The following is a 12,842-nucleotide window of genomic DNA, read 5'->3' as shown; positions in this document are numbered from 1 at the left end:
CACTGGTCACACTTCCGACGACGAAGCCAAGCCCGCGCCCGCAACTCCCACTACAAACGCCGAGGACACACCCCCCAGATGCGGTTGCAGTATTAAGCGGGGGTTCAGGAACGGTCCGCCATGATCGCCGGGCGCGCCCGGGGGGATCCGGGCGCGCTGAGCAGCCGAGGCAAGGAGAACGCCCGATGAGCGACGCCACGTCGTCCACCACCCCGCTCCCGGAGGACCCGGAGCAGGCGCAGCAGGCTTCGCAGGCGCAGCCGCAGTCGAAGCGGCCCCGGGCGGCGCGGCTGCGCGGTTGGGCGGGCGGACGGGAGCGCCGGATCGCCGCCGGGGTGGCCGCCGTCGCGCTGATCGGCGCGGGCGGGCTGGTGGCGCTGGCGGTCGCGCACGAGGAGCACGGGCGTGGGGACCACCGCGGGCTGAGCCGGGCCGAGGGCGGCTCGTCCGACGAGCACGGTGGCCGCAACGGCGGCCGCACCGCGCACGACGGGAGCGCCGGGAGCGTCGGGAGCGACCGGGGCGAGGGGCACGCCAAGCGCGGCCGGACCGCCCCCGCCCCGCTCCCCTCCCTCGCCGCCTCGACCGCGCTGGAGAAGGCGCAGGGCGCCGTCCCCGGCGGGCGGGCCGAGTCGCTGCGGCGCGTCGCCCAGCAGGGCGGCTCCGCCGCCTGGGCCGTGGTGGTCGTGGGCCCGGACGGCGTGCGTCACCTGGTGACCGTGGACGGCGCCAGCGGTGAGCTGACCGGGAACACGGTCGTCGACGGGTCCGGGCGCTGACGTGGCCCGGCACGCGACGACGATCCGGCACGCGACGACGGCCCGGGCCGCGACGATGACACGGGTCGCGGCCCGCCCGGACGCCCTGGCCGGGGGCACCCCTGCCGAGGGAGGCCCGGCGGGGGCGAGCAAGGTCCCGGCGGTGGACGGCTGGTTCTGGCTGGTGAAGGTGCTGACCACCGGTATGGGCGAGACCCTGTCGGACTTCCTGGCGCACACCGTCGGCCCGGTGCCGGCGGTTGCGGCGGCCGGGCTGTTGCTCGCCGTGGCGCTGCTGGTCCAGCTGCGGCTGCGCCGCTGCGTGCCCGGGGTGTACTGGGCGGTGGTGGTGCTGGTCAGCGTGTTCGGCACGATGGTCGCCGATGTCGCGCACGTCGCGCTGGGCGTGCCGTACGCGGTGTCGGCGGGCGGGCTGGCGGTGGCGCTGGCCGCGCTGTTCGTGCTCTGGCACCGGGTGGAGGGCTCGCTGGCGATCGACCGGGTGACCGGGCTGCGCCGGGAGCTGTTCTACTGGGCCGCGGTGCTGCTGACCTTCGCCCTGGGCACGGCGCTGGGCGATCTGACGGCGGCCACGCTGCGCGCCGGGTACCTGCTGGCCGGTCTGGGCTTCGCCGTGCTGATCGCCGTCCCGGCGGTGGCGGCGCGGGCCCGCTGGGTGGGCCCGGTGGCCGGGTTCTGGTGGGCGTACGTGCTGACCCGTCCGCTGGGCGCCTCGTTCGCGGACTGGCTGGGCGTGGGCGCCGACCGGGGCGGCCTCGGGCTGGGCACCGGCCCGGTGAGCCTGGCGCTGGCGGTGCTGATGGTGGCCGCCCTCGGCCTGGCGGCCCGGGCGCGCCGTCGGCGGAGGGCGGCTGGACGCTCCGCCGCCTGACCGTCTACATTGTTGTAGACGCTGGAGGCGTAGGGCATCACCCCCCGGACAGCCCTACGCCTCCGGCCTCGCAGGCCCCACGCCCCTGGGCCCCACGCTCACCCAGGCCCCAGGACTGCGGGCCCCCTCCGGCCTCACCCCCGCTCGTCGACCACCCGCCGGATCTTCCCGACCGAGCGCTCCAGCGCGTACGGCTCCACCACCTCGACCGCGACCGTGACGCCCACCCCGTCCTTCACCGCCCGGACGATCGCCTCCCGCGCCGCCGCCCGCTGCTCGGCCGGGGCGTCCGGCCTCGCCTCAACCCGGACGGTCATGTGGTCCAGCCGCCCCTGCCGGGTGAGCCGCAGCTGGAAGTGCGGCGCGACGCCCGGGGTCCGCAGCAGCACCTCCTCGATCTGGGTCGGGAAGACGTTCACCCCGCGCAGGATGATCATGTCGTCGCTGCGCCCGGTGACCTTCTCCATCCGCCGGAAGGCCGGCCGCGCGGTGCCGGGCAGCAGCCGGCTGAGGTCGCGGGTGCGGTAGCGGATGACCGGCAGCGCCTCCTTGGTGAGCGAGGTGAAGACCAGTTCGCCGCCCTCGCCGTCGGGCAGCACCTGGTCGGTGAACGGGTCCACGATCTCCGGGTAGAAGTGGTCCTCCCAGATGTGCAGCCCATCCTTGGTCTCCACGCACTCCTGCGCCACGCCGGGGCCGACCACCTCGGAGAGGCCGTAGATGTCGACGGCGTGCAGGTCGAGCCGGTCCTCGATCTCGCGCCGCATCTCCTCCGTCCACGGCTCGGCGCCGAAGATGCCGATGCGCAGCGAGGTGCTGCGCGGGTCGACGCCCTGCTTCTCGAACTCGTCGAGCAGGGTGAGCAGGTAGGAGGGGGTGACCATGATGATCTCGGGACGGAAGTCCTGGATCAGCTGCACCTGCCGGGCCGTCATGCCGCCGGAGGCCGGGATGACGGTGCAGCCGGCCCGCTCGGCGCCGTAGTGCGCGCCCAGCCCGCCGGTGAACAGCCCGTAGCCGTACGCGATGTGCACCTTGTGCCCGGGCCTGCCGCCGGCCGCGCGGATCGACCGGGCGACCACGTCGGCCCACATCGACAGGTCGTGCTCGGTGTAGCCGACGACGGCCGGGCGCCCGGTGGTGCCGCTGGAGGCGTGGATCCGGCGGACCTGCTCCATCGGGACGGCGAACATGCCGAACGGGTAGCCCTCGCGCAGGTCGGCCTTGGTGGTGAAGGGGAAGCGGGCGAGGTCGGCCAGGGTGCGGCAGTCCTCGGGGCCGACGCCGGCCGCGTCGAACTTGCGGCGGTACAGCTCGACGTTGTCGTACGCGTGGCGCAGGGTGGCCCGGAGGCGGGTGAGCTGGTGGGCGCGCAGCTCGTCGACGCCCATCCGCTCGCCGGCGTCCAGCAGCGCGGGCGGGAGCGGCTCGCCCAGGCGCCGGGCGGGCTTTTCGCCACGGCCGGGCTCTTCACCGCAGGCGGGCTCTTCGCCGTACGGGTTCGGGGCGGGTGCGCTGCCGGTCATCGTCGCTCCTCCGCAGGTCGGCCGGGACGGGTGCCGACCGATCGTTCGGTCAGGACGACCCCCACGCCAAGTAACCCAGCGCCCGTACCGGCTGTCAAGGGGTCGCACGCCGGATCCGGAATGCGAAGTTCCGACCACTTCGGGTGGAGATCGGGCACCCACCTTGGCTGGCCGATATGAAAATCATTACAGAAGTTTGACCCGTGCACGGCATCACCCGGCCCGACCGCGTGGTTGAGTAGTGCGGTTTCTCCCCCGCACCCCGGAGTGATCACCGTGCCCACGACTCCCGCCCTGGTCAGCGCGCTGCGCGAACTCGGCGACCGACCCGCCGTCGTCGCCGACGGGCGCGCGATCAGCGGCATCGGCCTGCTGCTCGGCGTCTCCCCGCCGGGCGGCCTGCCCCGGACCCTCGCCCAGCGCGTCGCCGCCCACGCCGCGCTGCCGCCCTCCGCCGCCCGCACCGCCGAACAGCGGCTGCGGCACTGGGCAGGCGTCCTCGGCCCGCCGCCCATCCGGCACACCGTGCTCCACCCCGCCACCGACCTCGCCGTCGAACTCGCCCTCGCCACCCTGCTCGCCGGCGGCACCGTCCACTGCGGCGACCCCCGGCAGGACCCCGAGCAGCAGCTCGTCGACCTCGCCGCCAGCGCCACCACCCACCTCAGCCTCCCCTCCACCCTGCTGTGGCGCCTCAGCCGCCGCCCCGACCTCGCCGACCACGACCTCGGCGCCCTGCGGTTCGTCCTGCACGTCGGCCCCGAACCCCGACAGGACGACGTGTACGCCGCCGTCGACGCGCTCGGCGCCGTCCTCGCCCACGTCCGCGCCCCGCACAGCCACGCCGAAGCCGCCGACCGGCGACTGCGCACCGCCGCCGACGCCGCCGACGCCATCGCCTGGAAACACGCCATAGGCGTCACCACCGAACAGGTCCAGGCCTTCGGCACCCACCTCGACCACGCCGTCCTGTCCGCACTGCTGCTGACCCTCCAGCAGAGCGGCGTCCTCACCGACCCCGGGCACGGACACACCGAGGCCGAGATCCTCACCGCCGCCCTCGTCACCCCCGCCCAGCGGCCCCGGGTCGGCCGCTGGCTCGACGCACTCACCCGACACGGCCTGATCACCCGGCACGACGACGTCCACTACGGCCGACCCGAACTCACCGCGGCCGAGGTCCGGGAGGCCTGGCGGCCCGCCGTCGAGACCTGGAACGACGGGCTCGGCCCGGTCGCCGCCCTGGACCGGATCCGGCGCGGCGCACTACGGCTGCCCCGGCTGATCACCGGCGAGGAGCCACCCCGCCCGGCCGCCGCCCCGATCCGCTGGACGGCCGCCCGCGGCTACCTCGGCGCCGCCCTCGGCGCGCTGGTCCGCGGCCTCGCCGAGACCCACGACGGGCCACAGCCGCTGCGCATCCTCGAACTCGGCCAGGACGACGCCGACTCCACCGTCACCCGGGCCCTCGCCACCCGGCCCCGCCCCGGCGCCGACCACCACCAGCTGCCCGACGGCGGCCGCTACGACCTCGTCGTCGCCACCGTGACCGGCCACCCGGACACCGCCGTCCCGGAGCTGGTCGACCTGCTCGCGCCCGGCGGGCAGCTGCTGCTGCTCGCGCCCACCGGCGAACAGCTCGACCTGCTGATCACGGGGGACGCCGAGGCCGGCGCCGACTCCCCGGCCTCCCCGGCCTCCCCGGCCTCCCCGGCCTCCCCGGCCTCCCCGGCCTCCCCGGCCGCCGCGGTCTCCGCCGCCCCCGCCGCCCCGGCGCTCCCCGCCGAGCGCTGGCGGGCCGCCCTCACCGCCGCCGGCTGCCCGACCGTCCTCGCGCTGCCCGAGGACGGGCACCCGATGGGACTGCTCGGGCAGCGGCTGTTCGCGGCGCGGATGCCCTGAGCCGCCGCTACCATCGGGCCGTACCCGACTCCCCCGTGCAGTTCCTGCGGCGCTTGCCGCCCTTGCGCCCCTTCCAGCCCCAGCGGCGGCCGCGGTCGCTCCGGTCCAAGGCCTCCCTGGCCTCCCTCTCCTCGATCGCCTCCGTCTGCTCGATCGCCTCCATCGGGTCCGTCGGCTCGGTGCTGTCGATCGGCTCGGCCGGCTCCGTCCTCTCGATCGGGTCCGCCGGCTCCGTCCTCTCGGTCGGGTCCGCCGGCAGCGTCCTGTCCCTCGGGTCGGCCGGCTCCGTGCTCAGCGCCCTGTCGGCCGGCTCCCGGCTGAGCCTCGGCTCGCTGCTCTCCGCCCGTTCCCGCTGGTCGGTACGGTCCCGGCGGCCCGGCGGCGGGCGGCCCGTGGCCGGGCCGTGAAGCCCGGGTCGTGCACCACCACCCGATGCGTACCATTTCGATACCGAAGCCTGGATGAGCTGCAAGGATTCTCGCCCACCGGGCCCACCCCCGGGTAGGCTCCGCTTGTCCTCCGGCCCTGGCGCAGGCGGCCCCGCGCCGCCGTGCCGCGTTCCGAGGGTGGCACACCCCCGCGGGCCATTCGGTGGGCACCGCGCACTCGACACCGCGCGCCAGGGCAGTCGCGCGAACGGCGAAGGGCATCGCATTGGCGGATCGGCTCACCGGAGGAGACTCCTCGCTGCTGCGGCGGATCAACGCGGCGGTCACGCTTCGGGCGCTGCGGACCGGCCACTCCGTGACCCTCACTCAGCTCGTCGGCGAGACCGGGCTCTCCCGCCCGACCGTCGAGGGCGTCATCGAGGGTCTGGTCGAAACCGGGCTGGTCGCCGAGGTCGACCAGCCCAAGGAGGACGGCCAGCCCGGCACCGGCCGGCGCGGCCGACCGGCCCGCTGGTTCCGCTTCCGCGCCGAGGCCGGGCACATCCTCGGCATCGAGGTCGGCGTGCACGACATCCGCGTCATCCTCGCCGACCTCACCGGCGAGGTGGTGGGCAGTCACTTCAAGCCGGTCGACGAGACCCTGGACGCCGAGGACCGGCTCGCCGCCGTCCGCACCGCCGTCGCCGAGGTCCTGCGCAAGGCCGGCATCTCCCGCGACAACCTCTGGGCCGTCGGCATCGGCACCCCCGGCATCGTCGACCGCGACGGCACCATCCAACTCGGCACCGCCATGCCCGGCTGGACCGGTCTCGACCTCGGCGCCCGGCTGCGGCGCTCCTTCCGCTGCCCCGTCCTGATCGAGAACGACGCCAACCTCGCCGCCATCGCCGAACACTGGCAGGGCGCGGCGGTCGGCGCCGGCGACGTCGTCTTCGTCATGGCCGGCCTCAGCCCCGGCGCCGGCTCCCTCATCAACGGCAGGCTGCACCGCGGCCACGGCGGGGCGGCCGGCGAGATCGGCGCCCTCCACCTGCTCGGCCAGGAGGTCACCCCCGAGCGCCTCCTCTCCACCACCGGCAAGCCGCTCAACCCGCTCGACGAGGCCGCCGTCGCCCGCGTCCTGCGGCTCGCGCGGGAGGGCGACGAGGTGGCGAAGGTCGCCATGGACCGCTTCCTCACCCGCCTGGTCCAGGGCGTCGCCGCGCTCGTCCTGGCCATCGACCCGCAGCTCGTCGTGATCGGCGGCTGGGCGGCCGGCCTCGACGGCGTCCTGGAACCGCTGCGCGAGCGCCTCGCCCAGTTCACCCTCCGCGCCCCCGAGGTGGCGCTCGCCGCGCTCGGCTCCGAGGTCGTGGCGATGGGCGCGCTGCGCGTCGCCCTCGACCACGTCGAGGACCAGCTGTTCGCCGTCGACCCGCCGACCACCGGCAACGGCCGCGCCTGACGGGCCCCGGACCGCCGCCCGGGGTTGAACCCGGGGCGGCGGTCCGGACCCAGCTCCGCCCGGACAACTCCACCCGGACAACGACCGAGGCCCGGACGCCAATCGGGCGTCCGGGCCTCGGCCTGAGGGTGTCGGAAAAGTGGTTCAGGAGGCGGTGCGGACCTCGGCCGCAGCGCCGACCGGGGTGACCTCGACCAGCCCGGTCGAGCCGAAGGTCAGCTTGCAGGTGTCGGCCCGGTAGGTGGCGACGGCGAGCGCCACCAGGCGGCCGGCCGACGCGTACTGGGTGGTCATCACCAGCACCGGCGAGCCGGGCGGGCGCTCCAGCAGGGCGCCCTCGGCGGCCTCGGCGACACCCAGCTCGACCGCGCGGGACTCGCCGTCCACCTCCAGCCGCTCCAGCTGGCGCAGCACCGAGCGGGCCCGGTCGCTCTCGGCCCGGAAGCCGGGCAGGTGCGGCAGCGCGGCGGCCGGGACGTGCAGCGACTCGGTGGCCACCGCCCGGCCCTCCACCAGGCGAACCCGGCGGACGGTGTGCACGGTGGCGCCCTCGGCGATGCCGAGGCCCTTGGCCAGCTGCGCCGGGGCGGGGGCGGTGGTGCAGTCGACCGTCCGCCAGGCCTGGTTGCGGCCGACGCCGGGCCAGCCCTCCTCCTGCCGGTTGACCGGGACGCCGACCCGCGGGGCGGCGATCAGGGTGCCGATCCCCCGGCGGCGCACCAGGCGGCCCTCCAGCTCCAGCTGGTCGAGGGCCTGCCGCAGGGTCGCCCGGGCGACCCCGAAGCGGGCGGAGAGCTCGCGCTCGTTGGGCAGGACCTGGCCGGTGGAGAACTCCGAGTCGATGGCCCGCAGCAGCACCGTGCGCAGGTGCCAGTACTTCGGTTCCGGCACCGCCGAAAGCTGTCCAGTCGTCCCCACCGTGTCCTCCACCCTGCTCTGTCCACCCTGCGGTAAGGAGGTCGGATCCCGGGCCCGCTGTCCGCGGATGCGGCAGGTGGGAGAGCGGGCTTTTATCCGTCCTTCTTTATTAAAGGTCTTTGCAGTAAGCGACCCTAGGTGCATCGTCCGGAGATGGTCAAGACCAATGGCGCGGCTTGGTGCGACTGTCGCACACATTCATGCCGCGTTCACGTCATCCCACAGCCGGTGCGCGTCACGCTTCGGCGCAGGCCCCGGCACTCGGTAGGCTGCCCGGGTGATCGTGGTGACGAGTGTGAACGTGAACGGAATCCGGGCGGCAGCCAAGAAGGGCTTCGTCGAGTGGCTGGCCGGCACCGAGGCGGACGTGGTCTGCCTCCAGGAGGTGCGCTCCGAACCGGAGCAACTGCCCGTCGAACTGCGCGACCTCGACGGCTGGCACGCGGTCTGGGCCCCCTCCGTCGCCAAGGGCCGGGCCGGCGTCGCCGTCCTGTCCCGCCAGGAGCCGCAGCGGACCGTCATCGGATTCGGGTCCGAGGAGTTCGACAACACGGGCAGGTACGTCGAGATCGACCTGCCCGGGCTGACCGTCGCCAGCCTCTACCTCCCCTCCGGCGAGGTCGGCACCGAACGCCAGGACGAGAAGGAACGCTTCATGGCGGAATTCCTCGTCCACCTCACCGCCCTCCGCACCCGCGCCGCCGCCGACGGCCGCGAGGTCGTCGTCTGCGGCGACTGGAACATCGCCCACCGCCCCGAAGACCTCAAGAACTGGAAGGCCAACCAGAAGTCCGCCGGCTTCCTCCCCGAAGAACGCGCCTGGCTCTCCCGCGTCTACGACGAAGCCGGCTACGTCGACGTCGTCCGTACCCTCCACCCCGACCGCACCGGCCCCTACTCCTGGTGGTCCTACCGCGGCCGCGCCTTCGACAACGACTCCGGCTGGAGGATCGACCTCCAGGTCGCCACCCCCACCCTCGCCGCCAAGGCCGTCGAAGCCTACGTCGAACGCGCCGCCACCCACGCCGAGCGGTGGTCCGACCACGCACCGGTCACGGCAGTGTTCGATCTGAACAACTAGGCAGCAGAAACTGGTAGTTCGACAGAATCAAGAGGCGGCCCCGACGCGGGGCATTCCACACGTCGGGGCCTCCTCTCGGTAGCAAATACGCCAGCGGCGAAGGAAGTCGCACGGCACTCCCGGAGTGGATTTTTCAACAAAGCGATTCACGTGACCCTGCTTCCACAAGCGAAGCACCTGTCCGCCCCAGATCAGCTCCCCCGACGATCCAGACCCGAACATCCCTCTAGATACGGCCACCGCCCGCAACCCCTTGACCCCCAGCCGAGGGGTTCAACTATTCTCGGCAGCCGAGACCTCAAGGCCTCGGCTTTCTTGTATCTCAACTGCACTGAAAACAAGGGAAGTTGAGACTCATCTGAAGATCCACGGTCGACAGAGCTCGAACCCGCTCGATGCCCAACCGGGTTCAAGTTCGTACATAGATGTCTGTTATCGCCCACGGGCGCTCACCAATCGTGGCCCCAAACTGGTCCCCAAATGGTCCCCAGGGCCCCGGTCACTGCGGGTGACGGCAATCTGTCGACCCTTCAGCAGGGCCCGCCTGTGGGTTCCGCATCGGCCTGTCCGCCGGAGTCGTTCTGGCCAGCGGGTTTCGCGGTTGTCCCTCCGAGGTGTCCACTTCCTCTGCCGCCGCCGGCTGCGGTGTTGCCCGGGCTGGGCACGGGGACGTGCTGAGCTGCTGGTGCAGCTCGGGGTGGTGGCGGTGACGGGGCTGCCGATTCTGCGGCTGCCCCGGGTGGTCAGCTGAGCTGAGACGCGGGTGGTCGGCCACGAGCTGAGTGGGACCGGCCGCACCCGGTACGGCAGCAGGGCTCGGACCGCGCGTCGCGGTCCGAGCCCTGCCCCGTGCGGTGCCGCGCTGCGGCGGCGGTGCGTCAGCCCTGTACGGTGTCGCCGCCCGCCTGCCCGGCGCCCTCAGCCGTTCCTGCCTTCTCGCGCATCTTGCGCACCAGCTCCGCCTTCTGGTCGGCTGCACCCTGGCGGTCGAGGTTGCGGTGCGGACCGTTGTTCTGCCGTTCGGCGCGGGACTGCCTCTTGCGCTGGCCGCCGCCCATGCCCACGGGGTTGTTGATGTTCTTGCTCACGGTCGTGGGTTCTCCCGGTGGTGAAGTGAAGTGAAGTGATCTACGGATTCATCGGTGGGGGACGGGCGGCGACGTCGAAGGACGTCAGCAGGGGCCCACCACGCGCTCACTCGTAAATCGGGGTCTGGAAGAACATGGCAAAGACGTTACCCGGTTCCGTCGGCCCTGAACACCAACCTTTTAGCCGCCCCCGCGTCGGCCGGGCCTTCGGCGAGCGCCCGGGGCCGGCCGGTTCCTTCCGGGATTCCCAGCACCGCCAGCACCCGCCGGTCGTCGCCGCCCGCCGTGTCACAGATGGGCGTTGCCGGGCCGCGGGGGCGCTGCCAGTGGTCGCGAGCACACTGATGGCATGAGAGGTCATCTCACTTGCGTCCCGCCGTTGCGGGACAACCCTTGGCTCGGGCAGCGGCGATTCACCTGCCGATTTCCGTTCCGTGTCCTTTTGGCCACGCGGTGGATATCGCCCATGGGGAGAGGACACCGAATCTGGGATCCCACACCGCCTGCTGGCCGGCCGGGACACCCTTCGCTGCCACTCGCCAGCCCGGGCGGATCAAGGTCGACTACCCACCAGATACGGTTGGTGATCTTCCGGACGGTGTGTCGTCTTGAGCGTGTCCTCGCCCGCTGGTTCTGACGTGCCTCGCGCACAGCCCCGCACGCTCTGCTGCCACGCCCGGCCGAACGGCAAGCCTTGGACCAGGGTCACCACGTTCAAGAAGGAGAAGCACACGGGACAGCGTGCGCAGCGGGGCAGGGTGTACCGGCGGTGCGGGTGCAAGGACGGGCACGGGAAGCAGTTGGGTGCCTGGTATGTGCGGTTGCTGAAGGATACGGAGCACGGGTCGTGACCGCCCCTCGATCGTGTGCAGCCGGCGTTGGTAGTGACAGCGCCGGGGCAGCCTCTCGTCGTGATCAACGAGCCTGCAGCCGAGACCTGGGACAACGAACTCGAAGACCTCTTCCTCCGTATCGGCCACCGCTGCTCGGCCCAGTCGGACGCAAGAACGGCTGGCAACTGGCCGAATACGCAGGTCACGCCACACCCGACGGCCTGCAGCACCTGCTCGCCGGTTCCCGCTGGGACGCGGACGAGATCCGCGACGAACTCCAGCACCACGTCGCCGAACGCCTCGGAGCCGACGACGGAGTCCTGATCATCGACGACACCGGCTTCGTCAAGAAGGGCACCACCTCTGCCGGTGTGCAGCGCCAATACTCCGGCACCGCCGGCCGAACCGGGAACTGCCGGATCGGGGTCTTCGCCGCCTACGCCTCCACCCGTGGCCGCGCCCTGGTCGACCGCGAGCTCTACCTGCCCAAATCCTGGACCGAGGACCGGGACCGCTGCCGCGCAGCGAGGATCCCCGACGAGCGGGAGTTCCGCACCAAGGGCGGCCTCGCCAAGGCCCTGGTGCTGCGGGCGTCGGCCTCCGACCTGCCGATCGCCTGGGTCACCGCGGACTCGGCCTACGGCCAGGAGGGGCGCTTTTGTCGCCTGCTGGAACAGTCCGGCGTCGGCTACGTCCTGGCGGTGCCCAAGTCCCAGTTCAGCGTGGGCTGTCCACGCATCGACTGGCTGTTTGCCCAGGCCCCGGCCCAGGCCTGGGAGCGGATCTCGTGCGGCGACGGTGCCAAAGGGACCGCGCATCTATGACTGGGCGGCCATCCGGCCACCCGCCGTGACCGAGTTCGACCACCAGGATGAGACCCCGGTCCGCCAGCGGTGGGCGCTGGCCCGCCACAGCCTGAACAAGCCCGACGAGATCGCCTACTACCTCGCCTACGCACAACTCGACACGACCGTGGAGCAGTTGGTGCGGATCGCCGGGATGCGCCGGGCGACCGAGGAGTGCTTCCAGGCCGCGAAGAACGAGTGCGGCCTGGACCAGTACGAGGTCCGCCGCTACCCCGGCTGGATGCGACACGTCACCCTGGCCATGCTCGCCCACACCTTCCTGGCCGCGATGGCCGCGATGGCCGCGGCGGCCGCTGCAAAGGGGGCTGCAGAAACGGTTCCCGCGCCCTGGTCGACCTCACCGTGGCAGAGATCCGGCGGCTCCTGGCAACTGGCTGTCCCCGCGGCCCGCGTCCACCACACTGCCCGCCCCTCGCTCACGCCTTGAAGTGGTCCACCTGGCGGCGACAACGCCAGGCCGTCGCCCGGCGCTGTCACTACCAACGCCGGCTGCACACGATCGAGGGGCGGCCCAATGAAGACCGCCCCTGATCAAGCATCAGCCCGCTACACCCCACCGCGCAGCCCTCTGAACAGGCAAAACGTCGAAGTCCTGCTGGAGTACTAGGGCGACGTATCACCGCACCGTGATCCGCTATCCGAGATCGACCGCGAAGATGTCGGTCGGGCGGACGTCGGGCTCGGCGGCGAGGAGGTCCGGGCCGACCTGGGCGAAGAGGGCGGGGATGCGGCCGTTCAGGTGGGCCTGGCGGCCCGCGTCGTCGGCGAAGGCGTCGAAGATGCCGAAGGGGGAGCTGTCATTTTGGAAGGCGTACCAGACCAGGGTCTGGTCCTCCTCGGCGGCGAAGCCGCGGGCGATGTCCAGCAGGTCGGTCACCTCGGCCTCCTTGCCGGGCTTGGCGGTGAACAGGGCCAGTACACCCAGCTTGAGCATCATGTCGGTCTCCCTCGTGTCGTGAGGGGCCCCGCGTGATGCGACTTCCTCGACCGGGGCCCCGTCTGGTCCATCCGCAACTGCTGACCCCCCCCTGCCGGGAGCATTCCGGCCCCACCGCGGCGGGGGGGGCCCCCCCCGCCGCCGGGGCCCCGCCCCCGGGGGGGTGGGAGGGGGGTTACCGGACCGGGGGGGGGGAGGGGTTAACCCA

The 12,842-nt window shown here is 72.8% G+C and carries 10 protein-coding genes and 1 pseudogene; 7 read left to right on the top strand and 4 right to left on the bottom strand.

Features of this window, described 5'->3' with window-relative positions:
• The first annotated feature begins 185 nt into the window (after positions 1–185).
• Together ACFWPI_RS24345 and ACFWPI_RS24340 are read left to right on the top strand one after the other, a co-directional pair.
• Entirely contained in the window at positions 186–779 is a 594-nt protein-coding gene (locus ACFWPI_RS24345) for a hypothetical protein (protein WP_380379210.1), read from the top strand.
• Position 780: 1 nt separating this feature from the next.
• Complete coding sequence (locus ACFWPI_RS24340) at positions 781–1,650, top strand: hypothetical protein (protein ID WP_380379212.1); 870 nt, start codon at positions 781–783, stop codon at positions 1,648–1,650.
• A 134-nt stretch (positions 1,651–1,784) separates the two neighbouring features.
• Here ACFWPI_RS24340 and paaK read toward each other — a convergent pair whose 3' ends face one another.
• Positions 1,785–3,041, bottom strand: coding sequence for a phenylacetate--CoA ligase PaaK (gene paaK / locus ACFWPI_RS24335; RefSeq protein WP_363376567.1), 1,257 nt, complete (start codon positions 3,039–3,041; stop codon positions 1,785–1,787).
• Between the two features lie 411 nt (positions 3,042–3,452).
• On the opposite strand from paaK, the gene ACFWPI_RS24330 reads away from it, so the two are divergent.
• The 3 genes from ACFWPI_RS24330 (at position 3,453) to ACFWPI_RS24320 (ending at position 6,911) form a co-directional block, all read left to right on the top strand.
• Positions 3,453–5,078, top strand: a complete 1,626-nt coding sequence (locus tag ACFWPI_RS24330; protein ID WP_380379213.1) for a hypothetical protein — start codon at positions 3,453–3,455, stop codon at positions 5,076–5,078.
• Positions 5,079–5,131: 53 nt separating this feature from the next.
• Complete coding sequence (locus ACFWPI_RS24325; protein WP_380379215.1) at positions 5,132–5,485, top strand: hypothetical protein; 354 nt, start codon at positions 5,132–5,134, stop codon at positions 5,483–5,485.
• 247 nt (positions 5,486–5,732) lie between these two features.
• On the top strand, positions 5,733–6,911 hold the full coding sequence (locus ACFWPI_RS24320) for an ROK family protein (RefSeq protein WP_063346257.1): 1,179 nt from the start codon (positions 5,733–5,735) through the stop codon (positions 6,909–6,911).
• Between the two features lie 144 nt (positions 6,912–7,055).
• On the opposite strand, the gene ACFWPI_RS24315 is transcribed toward ACFWPI_RS24320, so the two are convergent.
• Entirely contained in the window at positions 7,056–7,829 is a 774-nt protein-coding gene (locus ACFWPI_RS24315) for a GntR family transcriptional regulator (protein WP_363376523.1), read from the bottom strand.
• 286 nt (positions 7,830–8,115) lie between these two features.
• On the opposite strand from ACFWPI_RS24315, the gene ACFWPI_RS24310 reads away from it, so the two are divergent.
• The gene (locus ACFWPI_RS24310) at positions 8,116–8,910 is read left to right on the top strand and encodes an exodeoxyribonuclease III (protein ID WP_380379236.1); all 795 of its coding nucleotides are present in this window, start codon (positions 8,116–8,118) and stop codon (positions 8,908–8,910) included.
• An 878-nt stretch (positions 8,911–9,788) separates the two neighbouring features.
• On the opposite strand, the gene ACFWPI_RS24305 is transcribed toward ACFWPI_RS24310, so the two are convergent.
• Positions 9,789–9,998, bottom strand: coding sequence for a DUF6243 family protein (locus tag ACFWPI_RS24305; RefSeq protein WP_063352004.1), 210 nt, complete (start codon positions 9,996–9,998; stop codon positions 9,789–9,791).
• A gap of 847 nt (positions 9,999–10,845) precedes the next feature.
• Between ACFWPI_RS24305 and ACFWPI_RS24300 the strand changes: the two are divergent.
• A pseudogene (locus tag ACFWPI_RS24300) lies at positions 10,846–12,124 on the top strand (IS701 family transposase).
• Between the two features lie 207 nt (positions 12,125–12,331).
• Here the strand turns inward: ACFWPI_RS24300 and ACFWPI_RS24295 are convergent.
• Complete coding sequence (locus ACFWPI_RS24295) at positions 12,332–12,634, bottom strand: putative quinol monooxygenase (protein WP_380379218.1); 303 nt, start codon at positions 12,632–12,634, stop codon at positions 12,332–12,334.
• Between the last annotated feature and the right edge of the window lie 208 nt (positions 12,635–12,842).

The sequence above is a fragment of the Kitasatospora sp. NPDC058492 genome (genome assembly GCF_042720685.1).
Classification (GTDB): Bacteria; Actinomycetota; Actinomycetes; order Streptomycetales; family Streptomycetaceae; genus Kitasatospora.
Note: the sequence above shows the minus strand (reverse complement) of the source record. Positions and strands in the feature narration are given on the sequence as shown.